Annotated in this window: 21 protein-coding genes; 11 read left to right on the forward strand and 10 right to left on the reverse strand. The window is 47.2% G+C overall.

What is annotated here, in order from left to right; all coding sequences use genetic code 11:
- Window position 1: 1 nt before the first annotated feature.
- The gene (locus tag AABA11_RS14690) at window positions 2-1,171 is read right to left on the reverse strand and encodes an aminotransferase class I/II-fold pyridoxal phosphate-dependent enzyme (protein WP_265730307.1); all 1,170 of its coding nucleotides are present in this window, start codon (window positions 1,169-1,171) and stop codon (window positions 2-4) included.
- Between the two features lie 158 nt (window positions 1,172-1,329).
- Here AABA11_RS14690 and dksA point away from each other — a divergent pair, with 158 nt between their 5' ends.
- The 8 genes from dksA to pgi all read left to right on the forward strand — a co-directional run bounded on the left by dksA (window position 1,330) and on the right by pgi (window position 10,018).
- Complete coding sequence (gene dksA, locus AABA11_RS14695) at window positions 1,330-1,764, forward strand: RNA polymerase-binding protein DksA (RefSeq protein WP_409371116.1); 435 nt, start codon at window positions 1,330-1,332, stop codon at window positions 1,762-1,764.
- A 5-nt stretch (window positions 1,765-1,769) separates the two neighbouring features.
- The gene (gene gluQRS, locus AABA11_RS14700; RefSeq protein WP_265730309.1) at window positions 1,770-2,669 is read left to right on the forward strand and encodes a tRNA glutamyl-Q(34) synthetase GluQRS; all 900 of its coding nucleotides are present in this window, start codon (window positions 1,770-1,772) and stop codon (window positions 2,667-2,669) included.
- Window positions 2,670-2,765: 96 nt separating this feature from the next.
- Window positions 2,766-4,157 (forward strand): sigma-54-dependent transcriptional regulator, encoded by a 1,392-nt coding sequence (locus tag AABA11_RS14705; protein ID WP_265730310.1) that lies wholly within the window; start codon window positions 2,766-2,768, stop codon window positions 4,155-4,157.
- A 556-nt stretch (window positions 4,158-4,713) separates the two neighbouring features.
- On the forward strand, window positions 4,714-6,168 hold the full coding sequence (pcnB, locus tag AABA11_RS14710; RefSeq protein WP_265730311.1) for a polynucleotide adenylyltransferase PcnB: 1,455 nt from the start codon (window positions 4,714-4,716) through the stop codon (window positions 6,166-6,168).
- Between the two features lie 14 nt (window positions 6,169-6,182).
- Window positions 6,183-6,665, forward strand: coding sequence for a 2-amino-4-hydroxy-6-hydroxymethyldihydropteridine diphosphokinase (gene folK, locus AABA11_RS14715; RefSeq protein WP_265730324.1), 483 nt, complete (start codon window positions 6,183-6,185; stop codon window positions 6,663-6,665).
- A 3-nt stretch (window positions 6,666-6,668) separates the two neighbouring features.
- Complete coding sequence (gene panB / locus AABA11_RS14720) at window positions 6,669-7,493, forward strand: 3-methyl-2-oxobutanoate hydroxymethyltransferase (protein ID WP_265730312.1); 825 nt, start codon at window positions 6,669-6,671, stop codon at window positions 7,491-7,493.
- Complete coding sequence (gene panC / locus AABA11_RS14725; protein WP_265730313.1) at window positions 7,493-8,344, forward strand: pantoate--beta-alanine ligase; 852 nt, start codon at window positions 7,493-7,495, stop codon at window positions 8,342-8,344. The genes panB and panC overlap by 1 nt, the downstream gene beginning before the upstream one ends.
- Before the next feature lie 27 nt (window positions 8,345-8,371).
- Entirely contained in the window at window positions 8,372-10,018 is a 1,647-nt protein-coding gene (pgi, locus tag AABA11_RS14730; RefSeq protein ID WP_338269107.1) for a glucose-6-phosphate isomerase, read from the forward strand.
- A 261-nt stretch (window positions 10,019-10,279) separates the two neighbouring features.
- On the opposite strand, the gene AABA11_RS14735 is transcribed toward pgi, so the two are convergent.
- Together AABA11_RS14735 and AABA11_RS14740 are read right to left on the reverse strand one after the other, a co-directional pair.
- A complete protein-coding gene (locus tag AABA11_RS14735; RefSeq protein ID WP_338269109.1) occupies window positions 10,280-10,534 on the reverse strand; it encodes a Txe/YoeB family addiction module toxin in 255 nt (84 codons plus the stop codon).
- The gene (locus AABA11_RS14740) at window positions 10,531-10,782 is read right to left on the reverse strand and encodes a type II toxin-antitoxin system Phd/YefM family antitoxin (RefSeq protein WP_338269699.1); all 252 of its coding nucleotides are present in this window, start codon (window positions 10,780-10,782) and stop codon (window positions 10,531-10,533) included. The genes AABA11_RS14735 and AABA11_RS14740 overlap by 4 nt, the downstream gene beginning before the upstream one ends.
- A gap of 289 nt (window positions 10,783-11,071) precedes the next feature.
- Between AABA11_RS14740 and AABA11_RS14745 the strand changes: the two genes are divergently transcribed.
- A complete protein-coding gene (locus AABA11_RS14745) occupies window positions 11,072-11,257 on the forward strand; it encodes a type II toxin-antitoxin system RelE/ParE family toxin (RefSeq protein ID WP_338269111.1) in 186 nt (61 codons plus the stop codon).
- Window positions 11,257-11,550, forward strand: a complete 294-nt coding sequence (locus AABA11_RS14750) for a HigA family addiction module antitoxin (protein ID WP_265730317.1) — start codon at window positions 11,257-11,259, stop codon at window positions 11,548-11,550. The genes AABA11_RS14745 and AABA11_RS14750 overlap by 1 nt, the downstream gene beginning before the upstream one ends.
- Before the next feature lie 28 nt (window positions 11,551-11,578).
- Here AABA11_RS14750 and AABA11_RS14755 read toward each other — a convergent pair whose 3' ends face one another.
- The 7 genes from AABA11_RS14755 to AABA11_RS14785 all read right to left on the reverse strand — a co-directional run bounded on the left by AABA11_RS14755 (window position 11,579) and on the right by AABA11_RS14785 (window position 19,148).
- Window positions 11,579-12,073: a Fic family protein gene (locus tag AABA11_RS14755; protein ID WP_338269114.1), complete on the reverse strand. Its 495-nt coding sequence runs from the start codon at window positions 12,071-12,073 to the stop codon at window positions 11,579-11,581.
- A 67-nt stretch (window positions 12,074-12,140) separates the two neighbouring features.
- The gene (gene greA / locus AABA11_RS14760; protein WP_265730319.1) at window positions 12,141-12,617 is read right to left on the reverse strand and encodes a transcription elongation factor GreA; all 477 of its coding nucleotides are present in this window, start codon (window positions 12,615-12,617) and stop codon (window positions 12,141-12,143) included.
- Window positions 12,617-15,832, reverse strand: coding sequence for a carbamoyl-phosphate synthase large subunit (carB, locus tag AABA11_RS14765; protein WP_265730320.1), 3,216 nt, complete (start codon window positions 15,830-15,832; stop codon window positions 12,617-12,619). Before carB ends, greA begins: the two co-directional genes overlap by 1 nt.
- 23 nt (window positions 15,833-15,855) lie before the next feature.
- Entirely contained in the window at window positions 15,856-16,986 is a 1,131-nt protein-coding gene (gene carA, locus AABA11_RS14770; protein WP_338269117.1) for a glutamine-hydrolyzing carbamoyl-phosphate synthase small subunit, read from the reverse strand.
- 263 nt (window positions 16,987-17,249) lie between these two features.
- On the reverse strand, window positions 17,250-17,801 hold the full coding sequence (locus tag AABA11_RS14775) for a DJ-1 family glyoxalase III (RefSeq protein ID WP_338269119.1): 552 nt from the start codon (window positions 17,799-17,801) through the stop codon (window positions 17,250-17,252).
- Window positions 17,798-18,295 (reverse strand): GNAT family N-acetyltransferase, encoded by a 498-nt coding sequence (locus AABA11_RS14780; protein WP_338269121.1) that lies wholly within the window; start codon window positions 18,293-18,295, stop codon window positions 17,798-17,800. The genes AABA11_RS14775 and AABA11_RS14780 overlap by 4 nt, the downstream gene beginning before the upstream one ends.
- Before the next feature lie 31 nt (window positions 18,296-18,326).
- Complete coding sequence (locus tag AABA11_RS14785) at window positions 18,327-19,148, reverse strand: hypothetical protein (protein ID WP_338269123.1); 822 nt, start codon at window positions 19,146-19,148, stop codon at window positions 18,327-18,329.
- A 214-nt stretch (window positions 19,149-19,362) separates the two neighbouring features.
- Here AABA11_RS14785 and AABA11_RS14790 point away from each other — a divergent pair, with 214 nt between their 5' ends.
- Window positions 19,363-20,151 (forward strand): transporter substrate-binding domain-containing protein, encoded by a 789-nt coding sequence (locus AABA11_RS14790; protein WP_338269124.1) that lies wholly within the window; start codon window positions 19,363-19,365, stop codon window positions 20,149-20,151.
- Window positions 20,152-20,201: the final 50 nt, after the last annotated feature.

A 20,201-nucleotide genomic window follows, 5' to 3' on the forward strand; every position in this document is an offset into this window, starting at 1 on the left:
CCTATTTACACTCGATAAAGCGTTCAATTCTTGCCAACGCCTGCTTTAACCTTTCCTCATCGCAAGTATAAGCAAAGCGAACGTATTTATGAGCGTCCTTAACCCCAAAATCCGCGCCCGGAGTTAGCGCTACTTTTTCTTGTTCAAGCAAGGCCAAGCACCAGGTCATGGCATCTTGAGTAATACCGGAAACATCCACATACACATAAAATGCGCCATGCGCGGGTGCAACCACAGGCAAACCTAACTCACGCAAACCATCAAGCAATACCCGTCGACGCGCGTTTAGTGTCTGCCTGCGCGCTTCACACTCCGCCAACACATCGGCATTAAATGCGCGAACTGCAGCGTATTGCGACACACTGGGCGCCGAAATGAATAAATTTTGCGCCAGCTTGGTTGCGCCTTCAATCGCCCACTCTGGGACAACAATCCAACCGAGTCGCCAGCCAGTCATCGCAAAATATTTTGAAAAACTGTTAATCACAAAAATATCGTCTGCTACAGACAAGGCCGAGAAATCCTCACCCTCGTAAACCAAGCCTTGGTAAATTTCATCCACCAATAAATGCCCGCCTAACGACCGTACTTTTTGCCACGCTTCTTCTATATAAGCCCTGCTCAACACCGCACCGGTCGGATTCGAAGGGGATGCCAACCAAAGCCCAGACGTTTTCTCAGACCAATACCCAGCCAGCTTTTGCAATGACAACTCAAAGCCATTTTTAGCGTCTGTGTCCACCAACGTAGCCATTGCGCCAACCTGCGTTAAGAAATGTCGATTACAGGGATAGCATGGATCTGGCATCAGCACTTCATCACCGGCGTTAACCATCAAGGACGCCATCAGCAACAGCGCACCAGAAGCGCCAGGCGTAATAATAATCCTCTCTGGAGAAACATCGACTTGATAGCGACGCAGATAATCTTCGCTAATCGCCTTCTTTAACTCAGGCAGCCCTGTGGCGGAGGTATAACCCGTTTTTCCCTCTTGAATGGCCGACACACCGGCATCACCTACCGCGTCCACAGCCACAAAATCGGGCTCACCAATTTCAAGATGGATGACATCGTCACCCTGAGCTTCCAGCTGTTTCGCACGCGCCAGAACCGCCATGACTTGAAAGGGCGCAATTTGCCCTACTCGTGTCGCCAACTTCTGCTTTTCCATTCCACTTTCTCTACTTAATTCAAAAATATCGCGACATTTTGCGCAAAAAATGTGGTTAAGCGCCACATTATCTGGTAAGTTTCCGCCCGAAAATAAATCACCTAATTTTATTGGTTACAGGCTACCACAATGGAAACCTGCGAAGTGAGGCAATGCGTATGCCAAAAATGAACCCTGAGTCATTAATGAAAGACTTCACTCCTTATGTTGCTAAGGATGGCGAAGAATACATGAACGAGAACCAGTTGGCGCACTTTAAAAGCATCCTACTCAACTGGAAGCAAAACCTTATGGAAGAGGTTGACCGTACTGTTCACCACCTAAAAGAAGAAGCGGTGAACTACGCGGATCCAAATGATCGTGCTAGCCAAGAAGAAGAATTTAGCCTAGAACTTCGCGCTCGTGATCGCGAACGCAAGCTGGTTAAGAAAATCTCTCAGACGATTGAGCTTATCGACGCTGATGATTATGGCTATTGCGAAGAGTGCGGCATTGAAATCGGCATTCGCCGACTAGAAGCGCGCCCAACAGCCACTATGTGTATCGATTGCAAAACATTGGCTGAAATCAAAGAGAAGCAAATCGGCGGCTAACTCTGGTGTCTCACCATGTTACCCCCACACCGACTCTCTATCGTGGCCGATTTGCACCATCGCCAACCGGCCCACTCCATTTCGGCTCGCTAGTCAGCGCATTAGCGAGCTATCTGGATGCAAAAAAACACCAAGGCTGCTGGATCATTCGCATCGAAGATGTTGATGGAACACGTTGCAAACCTGTGTTCGCAGAACAAATCCTAGAGACATTAAACAGCTACCAGCTTTTTTCTGACGAACCCGTTCGCACCCAAAGCCACCACACAGACACCTACGAACAACACCTGCAACATCTAAAAGACCAACATCAAGCTTTCCCCTGCAATTGCACTCGTCAGTCTCTTGCTCAATCTGCTGGCAATCATCCACTCGAATGCGATAGCACCACCGCAGAGCCCCACTCATGGCGTCTCAAACCCAGCGATCTGGTGTACCAATATAAGGATGAAATACAAGGCACGTTAGTCTTCACTGACGACCTAAAAAACAATAGCCCCGTTCTAAAAAGAAAAGACGGTTACTTCTCTTACCAAATCGCCGTGGTTGTCGACGACCACTTACAGAACATCAACCATCTAGTAAGAGGCGCCGATCTAATAGAAACAACAGCTCAACAGCTTCATCTCTATCACCTTTTTGGCTGGACGCCGCCCAGCATTTGCCACATTCCACTCATAACCAATGATGTTGGCGACAAAATCAGCAAGCAAAATCACGCCAAAGCCATACCAAATGGCGACCTACCCACATTACTGCGCGCATTGCATTACCTAAAGATCGACCTAAACCAGCCAAAAAACATTCATGAAGCCCTTACCTTAGCGATCAAGGCGTGGAATCCAAGCCAATTGACCGGTATTCAATCTTCCCCACTAGAAGAACAAGACCTACCTCTTATCTAACGTTGAAAAACAGTCTCTCGCTATCCCGTCATCCACCTCGACCAAACAGACCGTTTGTGTATAATCGTTACACTAGTTACAAGAGGTGACAACACCATGCACAGCATCATGATCATTTGCCCAGACAACTCACCACTAAAAGAATCCGAAAAGTGGCTGTCTCGCTATGGTTTTCAGGTCAATACAAGCCACTCATTAGAACAAGCCAACCGATATTACGAGCTTACTGAGTTTCACCTTTTACTGATCGATAACGACACCATCAAAGATCAAAAAACAGACATTCAATCGACGCCTCCAAGAATCATTCTGGACGCAAAGCCCAGCCTTAGCACTGGCGTCAACAGCATGTCAAAAGGAGCCCTTTACTACCTTCCGCTTCCAACCGACTCAGAAACGCTACTGAATCATGTCGTCAACGCACTAGAGCAGCAAGATCATCCCGCAACAGCCCTAGCCGAAGCGACCCCAACCACCACGTCCCGCACACCAAAAGAAGAAACGCTCACATTAGGAACGGAAGGCAGCGGCATCATTGGCCAATGTCAGCCGATGCAAGAGCTCTTTAGTGACATGCGCAAGATTGCTGGCACCGATGTAACCGTATTGATTCGAGGGGAATCGGGCACAGGTAAAGAACTGGTTGCCAAAGCGCTTCATAATTTAAGCCTTAGACACAATCACCCAATCATCAGTGTTAACTGTGCTGCCATTCCAGAAAACCTCATCGAATCCGAGCTATTCGGCCACGAAAAAGGCGCTTTCACTGGTGCTAGCGCGGCACACGACGGTCTTATCTTCGCGGCAGACAAAGGCACGCTATTTCTAGATGAGATAGGCGAATTACCACTGGAAGCCCAAGCAAGACTATTGCGCGTTTTGCAAGAAGGCGAGATACGCAGAGTGGGTGCCACTCAATCAACAAAAGTAAACATCAGACTCATTACCGCCACCCATAGAAACCTCATGGCCATGGTAAAACAAGGGCTGTTTCGTGAGGATTTATACTACCGACTTTACGTCATGGAACTCTTACTTCCACCACTAAGAGCAAGGGGAGACGACATTTCCATACTCGCCAAAAGTTTGCTGGAGAAGACCTGCCAAAAACACAACAAGCCCATTTACCAGTACAACAAAGCCTTCGACAAAGCCATACGTTCGCATGACTGGCCAGGCAATGTTCGAGAGCTTGAAAACGCCATAGAACGAGCCGTCATTCTAAGCCCTCAAGAGCGCGTAGACGCGTCAAACCTAAAACTGGCAAGCAAACAGAACACAAACACTTCAGAAGGACAGACAAGCGCTCACAACAGCGACACATTAGTAGGGACAACCCTTGATGACTACTTCAAGCACTTTGTTCTTACGCACCAACACAAGATGACAGAAACACAACTTGCACATTCTTTGGGCATATCCAGAAAAAGCCTCTGGGAAAGACGACAGAAGCTCGCCATACCCAAAAAAGTAACACCAGAAAAGTAACACTTGATACCAAAATACCCAAAAAATAAGCAAGAGTTTGTAAAGAAAACGAACAAAAATACACCTAAAGGCAATAAAATCAGTAGTTTATGTTTTTTGGCACAACAAATGCCTTATACATGGCACAACGATAAGAAGATTGACCAAGAATAAAAATAAGTTAATCGTCGTATGTGAGTTCTTAAGAATAAAAACAACAAATAGGAACACCGTGACCTCTTCAAACAAAAATAAAAATTTGAGGTCATGGATGGAAAATCGCTTTGGATAATTGATTTTTTTAGATATATAAGCCTTCGGGCAATGAAAACAATGCAATAATAAAAATAAAACCTGAGTAGAACTGCAGAAGCAGCACCCACTTTGTTTTCGGAACTAGTATCTTCATGTATCCAAAGCGATTATTTTATTTACTCTCTTGTAAATCCCAATCGCTTCCGTCATCTCTTCACAACAGCAACAAACCAATTTCAAACAAACAACCCCTTTATTCGTGTAATTTTAGTACCATCACGTGTAGAATGCCCTTTTCGTTAACTTTAAAATTTGTTGTCTAATGCTCACAGGATTAAAATCTCTGGTACGTAAAGCTACCTCTCTGTTCGCCTCCCCAAAGGCACAGACTTACCCTATTATCATACCTCGCAGCGAGCACAGCTTATCTCGACAAGACTTAAGCCCCAATGCTGTCAAAGTATTGTATCGCCTTAATAAAGCAGGCTATGACGCCTACCTAGTCGGTGGCTGTATCCGAGATCACCTAATTGGCATTGAACCAAAAGATTTCGACGTTGTAACCAACGCGACACCAGAACAAGTTCACAGTATTTTTTCGAACTCCAGACTCATTGGTCGTCGTTTCAAACTGGTTCACGTTACCTTCGGACGTGAGATCATCGAAGTATCTACTTTCAGAGCCAATACAGCTCAAGATGACAACGACGATGAAACTGAAAACACCTCACAAAAATCGTTGAAGGGACTCGACTCCGCGCGCTCTGCTCATGGCATCGTACTGCGTGACAATGTCTATGGCAGCATTGAAGAAGACGCCGAACGTCGCGACTTCACTTTCAACGCACTGTACTACAATGTTCAAGACTTCAGCATCCACGACTATTGTGGCGGCCTAAAAGACATTGAAAACAAACAAATTCGCATCATTGGTGACGCTCGCCAGCGCTACCAAGAAGACCCCGTTCGAATGCTCCGCGCCATCCGTTTTGCCGGCAAACTTGGGTTTCAAATCGAAGCCGAAACCGCGGCGCCTATCAAAGAAATGGCTCACCTGCTGGATCACATTCCGCCGGCACGTTTATTCGAAGAAGTATTAAAACTGTTAGGCAGCGGTAATGGCATCGAAACGTTTGCCCTACTTCGCCAGTACGGCTTATTCCGTTATTTATTCCCAGACACAGACGCCCTTTTGCAAAGTGGCTGGAAGCGCAATGACATCGACCCTGAAGCGTTCATTTTGCAAGGTCTAAAAAATACCGACGACCGAATCCAAAGTGGAAAAACGACAGCGCCTTACTTCCTATACGCCGTTTTGCTATGGCCAAGCGTTGCGCTTCGCCACGAAGAGTTTCAAGCGCAAGGTATGCCAGCCACACCCGCATTGCACCAGGCGGCCAACATGGTATTGGACAACCAAGTCGCCTCCACGGCCATTCCACGTCGATTCTCTACACCAATGCGTGAAATCTGGGACATGCAATACCGCTTACCAAAACGCTATGGAAAACGTGCATTTCTGCTATTAGAACACCCTCGTTTTCGTGCTGCTTTTGACTTCTTATTGATTCGTGAGTTAAGCGGCACTGAATTGGATGGACTGGGCGATTGGTGGGAAAAATTCCAGCACGGCACAGAAAACCAGCAAAGGGACCTTATTAAAAGTATCGACTCATTTGCAAAAGAAAAAGATGGCCCCAAAAAACGCCGTCCACGTCGTCGCAGAAAGAGCAACAGCAATACCACATCGCCACAAAGAGAAACCTTTGACGAATAAGAGGATGCGTCTTGATACACGCTTATATTGGTCTTGGCAGCAATCTTGAAAACCCAATGGCGCAACTCGATTGCGCCATTAGCACATTAAAGAATCACGACGACCTGCACAATGTTCGCATCTCTTCTATATACGGAAGCAAGCCGGTTGGCCCTCAAGACCAACCAGACTACATTAACGCCGTCGCCACATTCGACACACACCTTTCCCCTATCGACCTACTTGACCTACTGCAAAGCATTGAACAGTCGCAGCGCAGAGTCAGAGAACGCCATTGGGGACCACGCACCCTAGACTTAGATCTGCTATTGTATGGCCAAGAAACAATAGCGCTACCTAGGTTAACCGTCCCACATCCATTTATGTTGGAGCGCGGTTTTGTTATAAAACCCCTTAGCGATCTGGCACCAGATATGCTCTTAACAAATGGCAACACCGTTACCGAGCAGTTACAGCAACTTGATACCAGTGATTTGGTCTTTATCAAAGAAGAATAAACTATGTATTCAGATAACTCTCAACGAAAACTCACCAAACCAGTAACCCTCTCTACGCTGAAAAAAATGAAAGCGGAGAAAGAGAAAATCACCTGCCTAACAAGCTATGACGCCTCGTTTACGAATGTCATGAACGTGGCCGGTGTGGAAACTATTTTGGTCGGGGATTCTTTAGGCATGGTCGTACAAGGCCAAGACAGCACGTTACCCGTTACCATCGAAGACATGTGCTATCACACCGCCGCCGTAAAACGAGGCAACACCAACGCCTTCATTCTCGCGGATATGTCTTTTATGAGTTACAGCAAGCCAGAGCAAGCGCTTGATAACGCCGCAAAACTCATGCAAGCCGGCGCCAACATGGTCAAACTGGAAGGCGGCAGCTGGCTCGCAGACACAGTAAAACTGTTAAGCCAACGCGGCATTCCAGTGTGTGCGCACCTAGGCCTTACACCTCAATCTGTGCATAAATTTGGTGGCTACAAAGTCCAAGGCAAAAGCCAAGACGCCGCCGATTTGCTTCTGCAAGAGTCTCTGGATCTTGTCGCCGCTGGCGCAGACATCCTACTGTACGAATGCATTCCAACAGAGCTCGGTAAAACATTAACCGAAGCGGTTCCTGTCCCTACTATCGGCATTGGCGCGGGACATCATACAGACGGACAAGTCTTGGTCATGCACGACATGCTCGGCATCAACCTAGGCCACACACCCAAATTCGTTAAAAATTTCTTAACCGATGGTCGCAATGTCACCGAAGCCTTTGAAGCCTACGTCAAAGAAGTAAAAGACATGACATTCCCAGGACTTGAGCACGGATTCAAATAATGCACACTTTTCACACGGTTGCTGAGCTGCGCGCTGCGCTAAAAAAAGAACGCCTACAAGACAAGCACATTGCCTTTGTTCCAACGATGGGCAATTTGCACGACGGCCACATGTCATTGATCCGTAGAGCAAAAGAAGAAGGCGACGTTGTTGTATCGTCAATCTTTGTTAATCCGATGCAATTCTCGGCCAACGAAGATTTAGAGCGCTACCCCAAGACACTAGAAGAAGACAAAAAAGTTCTAGAAGCCAATGGTTGTGATTACCTATTCGCACCAGATGCCTTGGAAATGTACCCAGACGGCAAACGCAGCCAGACTCAAATCGAAGTCATGGGCTTATCCGACATTTTGTGTGGCGCGTCACGCCCAGGCCATTTTGTCGGTGTTTCTACCGTCGTGACAAAATTGTTTAATATTGTTCAGCCAGACTGTGCCATATTCGGAAACAAAGACTTTCAACAACTGAAAGTCATCGAAGACATGGTCAGAGACCTCAGCTCCAATGTCAAAGTGATCGGCGTTGACACCGCTCGAAATGACGATGGCCTAGCAATGAGCTCACGAAATGGCTACTTAACAGAAGAAGAAAGACGCATTGCACCGACAATGTATCAAACCCTGCTATGGGCGAAAGAGGCGCTTCTAGCAAACCGTGCGAGTCACGAGGACATACGCGAACAAGCTCAACAGAAGCTTGAAGCGGCTGGTTTCCGTCGTGATTATTTCGAAATCCGCGCACAAGACAATTTACAAACACCGTCAGAGGAAGAGAAACGCCTAGTCATTTTGGCTGCGGCACAACTTGGCAGCGCACGCTTAATCGATAACTTGCGTGTTGAACTTGCTTAATTCACTTTGAGATCTAGGGAGATTGTAATGAGCTCACCCACAGAATTGGCTGCTTGGCAGGCGCTAACAGCACACCAACAAGAAATGGCGTCTGTTAGCATGACATCCTTGTTTGAAAACGACGCTCACCGCGCAGAGAAATACTGCGCTCACGCTGCTGGCTGGACATTGGATTACGCAAAAAACCGCGCCAACGACAAAACCCTCTCGCTACTGACCGAATTGGCAAAAGAAGCGGGGCTTGAAAGCGCCATCAAAGGCATGTTCAGCGGTGCGCACATCAACAACACCGAAGATCGTTCCGTATTGCACATTGCGTTGCGAGCAAGCCAAGCACAAGAAACACTCATGGTCGACGGCGTTAACGTCTTGGCCGAAGTGCGTGCGACACTAAAGCAAATGGAACAGTTTGTTGCGCAACTACACAGTGGTGAATGGAAAGGCTACAGTGGTAAAACTATCACAGACGTTGTCTCCATCGGCATCGGCGGCTCGTACCTTGGCCCCAAAGTAGTTGCCGAAGCCCTTACGCCGTACAAAAAAGACGGCATCAAGGTTCACTTCGTAGCCAACATCGATGGCTCAGACATCACCGGCAAACTGAAGCAACTGAACCCAGAAACCACGGTTTTTGTGATTTCGTCTAAAACCTTCGGCACGTTAGAAACCTTATCAAACGCCAACGCGGCGCGTGATTGGTTCCTAAGCAACGGAGGCTCACAAGACAACGTCAGCAAACACTTTGCTGCGGTTAGTTCCAACGTGAAAAAAGCCGTTGATTTTGGCATGGCAGAAGAAAACATTTTCCCAATGTGGGACTGGGTTGGCGGACGCTACTCCCTTTGGTCTGCGATTGGCTTGCCAGTTGCTATTGCCGTTGGCATGGACAACTTCTATGCCTTGTTAGATGGCGCTCACCAAATGGACGAGCACTTCCGTACCGCTCCATTTGAAGAAAACCTACCCGTCATCATGGGCGCGCTTGGCGTGTGGTATATCAACTTCCACAATGCGCAAACGCACGCCTTGATTCCTTACGACCATTACCTACGCGCCATGCCTGCTCACATCCAGCAGCTTGATATGGAAAGTAACGGTAAGGCAAATCTTTTGAATGGCGACGGCGTAGCAACCGACACAGGCCCAATCATCTGGGGCGGTGCTGGCACCAACGGCCAACACGCTTACCACCAGCTATTGCATCAGGGTACCCGCCTTGTGCCAGTGGACTTCATTGCACCACTGACCAGCCACAATCCAATTGGTGAACATCACGTTCATTTAATTGCTAACTGCCTAAGCCAATCGCAAGCCTTAATGGTCGGCAAAACCTTAGAGCAAGCCAAGCAAGAATTGCGTGATGCAGGTGCCAGCGAAGATCAAGTGGAAGCGGTTGCGCCACACAAAGTAATTCAAGGTAACCGTCCTAGTAACACTCTGTTTACGGATAAAATGACACCAGCCACCGTTGGTGCCTTGATCGCCCTCTACGAGCACCGTACTTTTGTACAAGGCACCATCTGGGGTATCAACTCATTCGACCAATGGGGCGTAGAACTAGGAAAAGTATTGGGCACAGACATCTACAACCGCCTTGTTAGCAACAGCGACAACAGCGCACTGGATGCTTCTACCCAAGCACTGATCAAAGCGTTCAAAAAAGCTCAACCTTAACCGTTTAGCTTTTTATACAGCGCTAACAAAAACACCAGCCTCGGCTGGTGTTTTTGTTTTTATACCCTCCCCTTCTCTTCAAGGGTTAGGGAGGGGTTCTGAAAGCGAAGCTTTCATGCAAGTCGCGCCTTCAGGCCGACACAGACGTTTGTACATGACACCAAGCCAAGCGGCGTTTCTCTCTCGAAACTAGCGCCTACCTCATCGAAACGCCGCTTGGCTTAATGAAAATAATTATCAGCAACGAGCTAAAATAAAAACCTAATAGTGATATCTTAACTGAGCGATCAAAATCGCATCATCTTGATATTTATAAACAATTCGGTGCTCATCATTGATGCGACGAGACCAATAACCAGCAAGGCCATGCTTTAAAGGTTCTGGTTTGCCAATCCCTTCATAAGGCTCTCGTTGAATATCTTTGATTAGTAAGTTTATCCGCTCTAATACTTTCTTATCTGTGCTCTGCCAGTAAAGATACTGATCCCACGCAGCGGTTGAAAAAGTGAGTCTCACTCGACTAACTCTCTTTCAACACCCTTACCCGCTTCCAATTCAGCAATAGACTCCAACAAAATTCTGGCGTTCGCTGGTGAACGTAGCAAGTAGGTAGTTTCTTGCATGGCCTCATAATCTTCTAACGACATCATCACAACTGGGCTCTCACTTTTGCGCGTGATAATCACTGGCGAGTGATCATCACAAACCTTAGCCATTGTCTTAGCCAAGTTAGCCCGAGCAGTGGTATAACTGATCGCATCCATCATTCATTTCCTGTACTTAATTCTGTACCACTGAGTATAAAGTAAACACCCAAAGCAAATCAACAACTCACCCGTAGGTAGTTATCAGTAAAACCAGCCTAATCAGGTAGCGCTCCTGCTACCACCTTCTAGGCGACATAAACAACTTTTTAAACCAAGTCTCCAAATTCATGGGGCTTTAGCTACAGTCAATAACATGATCTTTTTCATTGAGTAGTGATGCGCATCACGCTACACTTTATACATGATTAAATCATTTAAACACAAAAAGCATAAAGGTAAGTTACGTATGCAACTTACTGCGGTTGATACCGCCCAAGAAATTGATGATATCGATTTACCCGGTTTTAAGTTACATCCCTTAAAAGGTGATCGTGATGGGATTTGGTCTATTACTGTAAACGGTAATTGGCGCATTACTTTCGAGTTTATTGATGGCAATGCTTATATTCTCAACTATGAGGACTACCACTGATGAGTATGCATAACCCTCCGCACCCAGGTGAGTTCATATATGAGGTCTATCTTGAGCCAGCAGGCTTAAGTTGTCGGTATTTAGCCAAACAACTGGACGTAGCCTCTTCGACGTTGAATCGAGTTTTAAAAGGTCAAAGTGCTGTATCACCAGAAATGGCCTTGCGTTTATCAAAAGCATTAGGTCGAACACCCGAAAGCTGGTTAGCTATGCAAGACAATTATGATCTCTGGCATGCAAAGCAGCATCTAAATTTAGCCAATGTACATGAAGTCAATTTTACAATGACTTGAACCTTAGAAAGCTAGGCTATTAGCTCATTCAAATAGCCAATCCATGCCTCGCGTTTCTGCCACCACCTTCTAGGCGATATAAACAATCTTTCTCGACTGAGTCGCTGAGGTCTAGGGTGGCAGTGGCTTTGGAGCTACTGGTGATGCTGATGTATTTTTTGGCGCTGAGTCCGCCTTCAAAGCCATCCGGTCCTGCGTTGTCGACGAACCATGTCACCCAGTCGGTAATATCTAGATTAAATTGGCTGGCTTTGTTTAGTCCATCGTAATAGGCGTTTTTGTCTTTCTCGATTATCGTCGACAAGCTGAGCAATAGCGGTCGGTTGAGGTCTTGAGCCAATGCCATTTCGGCAATGGCTCGCCCTACTCGGCCGTTGCCATCTTCAAATGGGTGGATGGTTTCAAACCATAAATGCGCGATGGCTGCGCGAACCGGTACAGCAAGAGCAATGTCTCGCTCTGCGTTTAATGGGTTAGAAGGATTAAGCGAATCATTCGACTCATATTGATGTATGTATGCCACAAAATTCAGGCATAAAAAAACCACGATACTTTCGTACCGTGGTTTTTAAAAGCTCGTATTACATTCATTAAATGTATTCGACGCTTTCGATTTCGTATGTTGCTTCACCACTTGGAATTTTAACGATGACTTCGTCACCTTCTTGTTTCCCAATAATGGCTTTTGCAATCGGTGATGCGTAAGAGATTTTCTTGTCTTTTACATCCGCTTCGTCATCGCCTACGATGCGGTACGTTACCGTTGCTTCAGTATCCACGTTAAACAAGGTTACCGTGGTACCAAAAACCACTTTGCCAGTCGCTGGCATGGTTTTCACATCAATCACTTGTGAGTCAGCAAGTTTGCCTTCGATCTCTTTAATTCGACCTTCAGCAAAGCCCTGCTCTTCACGAGCTGCATGATATTCTGCGTTTTCTTTTAAGTCGCCGTGCTCACGTGCCGTTGCGATGTCAGCAATTACGCGAGGACGAACGACGGTTTTTAGGTGGTTTAGCTCTTCACGAAGACGAGCCTCACCTTCAACCGTCATTGGTACTTTTTTCATTATTTCCCCAAGTGCAAATCTTGCAGTCTTCTGACTTTGGTTTCCCCTTTCAAGCTGATTGCCATACTAGCAGCTTCAGCTCCGGCCAATGTCGTAGTGTAACAAACCTTGCGCTGCAATGCTGTACGACGAATCACAGAAGAGTCTGCAATCGCTTGCGTACCAGACGTGGTGTTAATAATGTAGTCGATTTCGCCGTTTTTCATCATATCAACGATGTGCGGACGACCTTCGTTTACTTTGTTCACTTTGCGAACATCAACACCATGGTCAGTTAGGTATTTCGCCGTGCCTTCTGTACCAACAAGGTCAAACCCTAGCTCAGCCAAGCGACGCGCAACGTCTACCGCCCCTTCTTTGTCCATATCGCGAACACTGATGAAAGCACAACCAGACGTTGGCAATTCAGTACCACCACCAAGCACCGCTTTACCGAACGCTTCAGCGAAAGTATCGCCTACACCCATTACTTCGCCCGTAGACTTCATTTCAGGCCCAAGAATCGGGTCAACGCCTTGGAACTTGTTGAATGGGAAAACGGCTTCTTTCACGCTGTAGTAAGAAGGGATGATTTCTTCTGTGAAACCAAGCTCTTCCAGTGTCTTACCCGCCATAACCAAGGCCGCCACTTGCGCCAAAGAGCGACCAATACACTTAGACACGAAAGGCACAGTACGTGATGCACGAGGGTTCACCTCGATCACATAAATTTCGCCATCTTGAACCGCAAGCTGAGTGTTCATCAAGCCCACAACGCCAAGCTCTAGCGCCATGTTCTTAATCATCTCACGAATGTCGTCCTGTACTTCTTTTGACAAAGAGTAAGGTGGCAAAGAACACGCCGAGTCACCAGAGTGAACACCCGCTTGTTCAATGTGCTGCATAATGCCGCCGATAACCACTTGATTACCATCGCTGATACAGTCGATATCGATCTCAATCGCCGCATTCAAGAAGTGATCTAGCAACACAGGGCTGTCGTTAGACACTTTCACAGCGCTGGTCATGTAACGCATCAATTCTTTTTCGTTGTACACGATTTCCATCGCGCGGCCGCCCAATACGTAAGATGGACGAACCACAAGTGGGTAGCCGATAACAGCCGCTTTCGCTGCCGCTTGCTCAACGCTGCGCACAGTCGCGTTATGAGGCTGTTTGTAACCCAAACGCTGGATCATGCTTTGGAAACGTTCACGGTCTTCTGCACGGTCGATAGACTCAGGCGTTGTACCAATGATTGGCACGCCTTCGTTTTGCAATGCACGAGCGATTTTCAGTGGCGTTTGACCACCGAACTGAACGATAACGCCTTTTGGTTTTTCTTTGCGAACGATTTCTAACACGTCTTCTAGCGTTACTGGCTCGAAGTACAAACGGTCAGAAGTGTCGTAGTCAGTCGATACGGTTTCAGGGTTACAGTTCACCATGATGGTCTCGTAACCGTCTTCACGTAGACCTAGTGCCGCGTGCACACAGCAATAGTCAAATTCGATACCTTGACCGATACGGTTTGGGCCACCGCCAAGAATGATCACTTTCTCGCGATCCGTTGGCGCCGCTTCACACTCGTCTTCGTACGTTGAGTACATGTACGCGGTGTTAGTGGCAAATTCTGCCGCACACGTATCCACGCGCTTATACACTGGGTGAACGTTCATCAAGTAACGGCGTTCACGCATGGACTTTTCAGTCACACTTAAAAGGCTAGCAAGACGCGCGTCAGAGAAACCTTTACGCTTCAAACGACGAATCACGTCGTAGGTCATATCGACAAGGCCTTTATCAGCCAACGCTGCTTCTTCTTTGATCAAGTCTTCGATCTGTACCAAGAACCAGTGATCAACACCGGTTGCGTCATACACTTCGTCAACGGTCATGCCAGAACGGAAGGCATCGCCAATGTACCAAATACGGTCAGAACCCGGAGATTGAAGCTCGTAAGCCAATTTCTCTTTGCTGTTTTCTTCCGCGAAATCCAACTGAGGATTGAAACCATCTGAACCCACTTCCAAACCGCGTAAGGCTTTTTGCAAAGACTCTTGGAAAGTACGGCCAATCGCCATGACTTCACCAACGGATTTCATTTGCGTCGTTAAACGATCATTAGCGGTTGGGAATTTCTCGAAGGTGAAACGAGGAATCTTAGTGACAACGTAGTCGATTGCTGGCTCGAAGCTCGCTGGAGTTTGGCCACCTGTGATGTCGTTTTGCAACTCATCAAGCGTGTAACCAATCGCCAATTTCGCCGCGATTTTTGCAATTGGGAAACCGGTTGCTTTCGATGCCAACGCAGACGAACGCGATACACGAGGGTTCATCTCGATAACCACAAGACGACCTGTTTTTGGGTCCATACCGAACTGTACGTTAGAACCACCCGTTTCTACGCCGATCTCACGCAATACCGCCAAAGAAGCGTTACGCATGATTTGATATTCTTTATCTGTCAAAGTTTGTGCTGGCGCAACCGTGATGGAGTCACCCGTGTGAACCCCCATTGCGTCGAAGTTTTCAATCGCACAAACGATGATGCAGTTGTCTTTTTTGTCACGGACAACTTCCATTTCGTACTCTTTCCAACCGATCAAAGATTCATCGATTAGCAATTCGTTGGTTGGAGACAAATCCAAACCACGAGTACAAATTTCGTCAAACTCTTCCATGTTGTACGCGATACCGCCACCAGTACCACCCATGGTGAAGGAAGGGCGAATGATACAAGGGAAGCCTACTTCCGCTTGAACTTTAAGCGCTTCTTCCATGTTGTGAGCAATGCCCGCACGTGGACACTCAAGGCCAATGGACTTCATGGCTTTATCGAAACGATTACGGTCTTCCGCTTTGTCGATCGCGTCAGCCGTCGCACCAATCATCTCAACATTGTATTTTTCGAGCACGCCGTGACGTTCAAGATCCAACGCACAGTTCAATGCAGTCTGGCCACCCATAGTCGGTAGAACCGCATCTGGACGCTCTTTTTCAATGATTTTCTCTACGGTTTTCCACTCGATTGGTTCGATGTAAGTGGCATCCGCCATCACTGGATCTGTCATGATGGTCGCTGGGTTTGAATTCACCAGAATAACGCGAAAGCCTTCTTCACGAAGTGCTTTACATGCTTGCGCACCAGAATAGTCAAACTCACAAGCCTGACCGATAACAATAGGACCTGCACCTAAAATTAAGACGCTTTTTATGTCAGTACGTTTTGGCATAATATTTCGCTCCGCTCCTACTTTTAGGCTTTAGTGACTTTGATGTTTTCAATGAACTGATCGAACAAAGGTGCAACATCGTGTGGACCTGGGCTCGCTTCAGGGTGACCTTGGAAGCTGAAGGCGCTCTTATCTGTACGTGCGATGCCTTGCAAAGAACCATCGAACAACGACTTGTGCGTCATCACAAGGTTCGCAGGCAATGTTGTTTCATCAACCGCAAAACCGTGGTTTTGGCTGGTGATCATCACTGTGCCTTTTTCGATCGCTTGTACTGGGTGGTTGGCACCGTGGTGACCAAACTTCATTTTCTTCGTCTTCGCACCAGACGCCAATGCCAATAGCTGATGACCAAGACAGATACCAAAGACAGGAATGTCAGTCTCTAAAATCTCTTTAATGGCTTGAATAGCATAGTCACAAGGCTCTGGATCACCTGGTCCGTTGGACAGGAATACGCCATCTGGTTTCAGCGCCAACACATCACTTGCTGGTGTTTTCGCAGGCACAACCGTCAAGCGGCAACCGCGCTCAACCATCATACGAAGGATGTTACGTTTCACACCGAAATCATAAGCAACAACATGGAACTCAGAAGAGTCTGGCGTTGTGTGTCCGTCAACAAGATCCCACGTTGATTCTGTCCACTCATAGGCTTTCTCAACGGTGACTTCTTTGGCTAGATCCATGCCTTTCAAACCAGGAAACGCTTTCGCTGCAGCAACCGCCGCCGCCTCATCTAGGTTTTCACCCGCCATGATGCAACCTGCTTGCGCGCCTTTTTCACGTAGAATACGAGTCAGCTTACGAGTATCGATATCGGCAATGCCAACCACGCCTTTGCGCTTCAAGTAAGAATCTAAAGACTCTTCTGAACGCCAGCTGCTAGCAACCAAAGGAAGATCACGAATGATCAGACCTTCACACCACACTTTATCGGATTCTTCATCTTCAGAGTTAACGCCAGTATTCCCGATGTGGGGATAGGTCAAGGTGACCATTTGTCGAGCATAGGAAGGATCAGTAAGAATTTCTTGATAACCGGTCATCGAGGTGTTAAATACTACCTCGGCCGTTGAGGAGCCATCTGCTCCGATCGACACCCCTTTAAAAATAGTGCCGTCTTCCAGAGCCAGAATCGCTGATGTTGCCAAAGGAACCTCCCATTTAGAGACTATCAGGTTGCAAAAAAGCGAGACAAACCGGCGGCTCATCTCGCTTTTAAGAAATTGCGTTTTTGCCGTTCTTTCATCGATGGATAATCAATGAAACTCGCGTTCAAAAAATCTGCCTAATTCTACTCTGATACAGCTTTTGCGTCCACCGAATTGCCGAGAAAACAGGCAAAAACACACAATTTGACCACATTTTTTCTTGACTTATTAGTCAGGAATAATATCAACCTAATCGAACCCGATTAACACAACAAACCATCAGCCACACTTTGTGCTGTTTCATAGCCTTTTAGATTGCCTAACACCGTCAATGCGAAAATCATCGCGGTCGCTGGCCCTTTGGCTGTCAGGACATTACCATCCATCACCACAGGTTCGTTAGGCATATATTCAGCGCCTGTTAAACCACTCTCAAAACCGGGATAGCACGTGGCTTGTTTGTCGACCACAAAACCATGAGTCCCGAACACCACCGCTGGCGACGCACAAATCGCCGCGAGCAGCGAATCTTGAATGTCATGCTTTTCCAACATATCAATCAAGAGATCGCAATCTCGCAAATGCTCCGCTCCCGGCATGCCACCTGCCAACACAACCGCATCAAAAATTTGATCCGCAACGTCTGTCAGCAACACGTCGGCTTCAACTTTATTACCATGCGCCATTTCGACCTGTTTCGATTCATGAATGCTGGCAACCGTGACCGCCACACCACCACGACGCAATACGTCAATGATAGTAATCGCTTCGATGTCTTCGTTGCCATTGGCAATAGGGACCAGTACTGTGCTCATAGTTCGCCTCTTTCACAGGAGATTGTTAACGTAAACAGGCACGCCGCTTCGCGACCTGGCTCTGTTTGTCCTTTTTTGTCTATTTGATAGTAATTTTTACGACGACCCACTTGCTCAAATCCCAACGATTCATACAAGGCGATCGCCGCTTCATTCGATTCTCGGACTTCCAACAAGCATTCGCAAACGGCTTGCTGCGCGCTGGACTCCAACCAAGACATCATCAACTTTCTGGCCAGCCCTTGTCTACGGACAGAGCAATCAACCACAATTAATTCTAATTCGGATTGATCCAGTACCACCGATGCCGTTAACCAACCAACCAGCGATTTTTGCGTCGCATCACCCAGCTCAACCACCCAATTTTTACGTGTTTGTAGAGCATCGGCAATCAAGCCGCGCCCCCAAGGATAAGGGTTAGATAAAGCATCCAGTTGGGTAATAGCAGGCAAATCTGACTCAGTAGCCAGACGCATAACAATAGAAGGAATCATAAAATTGAACGCCTCATTACAGGCAAATACATTAACGGAAAAAGCGCGACTGCATTTCTTGCCACGCTTCTTTACGCAATTCTGGAATGCGATACAATTCAGGCAAACTCACAATACGCGCGGTGGGATAACGCTTTAATGGACTTTCGGGGGGTAAATCGGCCACCAGCTGAGTTACGTTCGCCCCCGCTAGCACCAACATTGGGGCATCTGAAAAGCCTTTCACTAAACGCCCCACATAACTTTCCAGCGCGCCAAACAACCAATCCGTGCGCGTCAGAAAATGTGGATTTTTTAAGGCTCCCGGCCAAGAAAACGCACTGCCCTGCCATTCATCTATAGGGTGTTTTAACAAAGCTTGCGCCATTTTTAACGCCAAACGCTCAACCTCTTCCGCTTGCGTAAACACATGCGGAACATCGCTTAAAATCAGCAATTTATTCGACAAAGCATAAGCACGTATATCGAGGCGAGTAATCTGAGTATTGACCGCCAGATCTGGTTCAATATCAATATCCACAGCCAATTCTTCGATTGGCTGCAAATCTTCCACAACGATTTCTGGCCCCGCGTTTAACTGCTCACGAAGATGGTGAACCAGCGGTTCTGCTTCCTCAGCAGGACGACTTTTAGACGGCGCTGGCTCCGTATCCTTAAAGCCGGTCGAACGCGACGAAGGGGCTTGACTTGTGGCAGACAAAGACTCCGTTTGCACCACATTCATCGGCCAAGGCTGCACAGGCATAAAAACCGTACCAGACACAGTGTCCGTGGACGACAACCAAGACACCACCCCCATTTGCGCTAAGCAATGGGTCTGAAAAGCGTGTTGAGAAGATAATTCACGAGACATAAAAACCTTAATCGCCACCTATAAGCAGAGGACTGCAACAGATGCATTCATCGATTTGAACAAGAAGCTGCAAATATACTCGTTTACGTCTCGACTTGCCACTTGATGGCCTAAAGCTTGCTAGAGATCTTTGCTTAACGGCTGTGTATAATCGCTGGCCAAATTGCATACAAGCATCGTCTTTTATCGAACACATTATAAAAGGTAAAAACTCATGGTTTCTCTTCTCTCTCGTTTGGTCGCTATTGCCGTTATTGCAATGAGCAGCCACAGTTTCGCAGACAGCTTGCCCGATCTAAAAGGTCGTACTATTTTAGCCGTCACCGAAAATGCCTACACGCCACTTAACTTTGTCGACCCAGCAACAGGCGAAGGCATAGGTTGGGAATACGACGCCATGAACGAAATTGGCAAACGCTTAAACGCCAACATCGAATGGCACCTAAGCAGCTGGGACACCATGATCCAAGCCGTCAAACAAGGCCAATATGATGTCGGTATGGACGGAATTACCATTAATGAAGAACGTGCCGAACAAATCGACTTCACTATTCCTTATATGACGTCCCAGCAGTTCATGTTGGTTCGCGCTGATGAAGACCGTTTTAATGATGCAACATCCTTTGCCGCCAACCCAGACCTGCATTTTGGCGCACAAGCAGGAACCACCAACTTTTATGTGGCCGTTTACGATGTACTGGATGGTGACGAAGGCAACCCTCGCATCACCTTGTTAGACACTTTCGGTGCGTCCGTTCAAGCGCTTAAATCGGGCGACGTCGACAGCGTACTAATGGACGCCGCATCGGCTCGTGGTTACATCGGTGCCAACCCGGGTTCGTTTAAAATCGTTGGTGGCCCGCTGGGTTCGGAAGACTTTGGCTTTATCCTAACGCCGGGATCAGACCTTTTAGCCCCAATCAACGCTGCTATCGAAAGTATGAAACAAGACGGCACCTTAGAAGCACTGAACAAAAAATGGTTCTTCGACTATAACCAGTAAGAAGCACAGCCCTAAAAGAGTGATATAACACACAGTAACGGATCGTCTAT

The organism is Marinomonas pontica, assembly GCF_036322735.1.
GTDB classification, from domain to species: Bacteria; Pseudomonadota; Gammaproteobacteria; order Pseudomonadales; family Marinomonadaceae; genus Marinomonas; species Marinomonas pontica.

What these genes read in the sequence shown, in the direction of transcription:
- AABA11_RS14690 (WP_265730307.1), bottom strand. Translation starts at nt 1,171, where the DNA reads ATGGAAAAGCAGAAGTTGGCGACACGAGTAGGGCAAATTGCGCCCTTT.
- dksA (WP_409371116.1), top strand. Translation starts at nt 1,330, where the DNA reads ATGCCAAAAATGAACCCTGAGTCATTAATGAAAGACTTCACTCCTTAT.
- AABA11_RS14705 (WP_265730310.1), top strand. Translation starts at nt 2,766, where the DNA reads ATGCACAGCATCATGATCATTTGCCCAGACAACTCACCACTAAAAGAA.
- pcnB (WP_265730311.1), top strand. Translation starts at nt 4,714, where the DNA reads ATGCTCACAGGATTAAAATCTCTGGTACGTAAAGCTACCTCTCTGTTC.
- panB (WP_265730312.1), top strand. Translation starts at nt 6,669, where the DNA reads ATGTATTCAGATAACTCTCAACGAAAACTCACCAAACCAGTAACCCTC.
- panC (WP_265730313.1), top strand. Translation starts at nt 7,493, where the DNA reads ATGCACACTTTTCACACGGTTGCTGAGCTGCGCGCTGCGCTAAAAAAA.
- pgi (WP_338269107.1), top strand. Translation starts at nt 8,372, where the DNA reads ATGAGCTCACCCACAGAATTGGCTGCTTGGCAGGCGCTAACAGCACAC.
- AABA11_RS14740 (WP_338269699.1), bottom strand. Translation starts at nt 10,782, where the DNA reads ATGGATGCGATCAGTTATACCACTGCTCGGGCTAACTTGGCTAAGACA.
- AABA11_RS14745 (WP_338269111.1), top strand. Translation starts at nt 11,072, where the DNA reads ATGCAACTTACTGCGGTTGATACCGCCCAAGAAATTGATGATATCGAT.
- AABA11_RS14750 (WP_265730317.1), top strand. Translation starts at nt 11,257, where the DNA reads ATGAGTATGCATAACCCTCCGCACCCAGGTGAGTTCATATATGAGGTC.
- greA (WP_265730319.1), bottom strand. Translation starts at nt 12,617, where the DNA reads ATGAAAAAAGTACCAATGACGGTTGAAGGTGAGGCTCGTCTTCGTGAA.
- carB (WP_265730320.1), bottom strand. Translation starts at nt 15,832, where the DNA reads ATGCCAAAACGTACTGACATAAAAAGCGTCTTAATTTTAGGTGCAGGT.
- AABA11_RS14775 (WP_338269119.1), bottom strand. Translation starts at nt 17,801, where the DNA reads ATGAGCACAGTACTGGTCCCTATTGCCAATGGCAACGAAGACATCGAA.
- AABA11_RS14780 (WP_338269121.1), bottom strand. Translation starts at nt 18,295, where the DNA reads ATGATTCCTTCTATTGTTATGCGTCTGGCTACTGAGTCAGATTTGCCT.
- AABA11_RS14785 (WP_338269123.1), bottom strand. Translation starts at nt 19,148, where the DNA reads ATGTCTCGTGAATTATCTTCTCAACACGCTTTTCAGACCCATTGCTTA.
- AABA11_RS14790 (WP_338269124.1), top strand. Translation starts at nt 19,363, where the DNA reads ATGGTTTCTCTTCTCTCTCGTTTGGTCGCTATTGCCGTTATTGCAATG.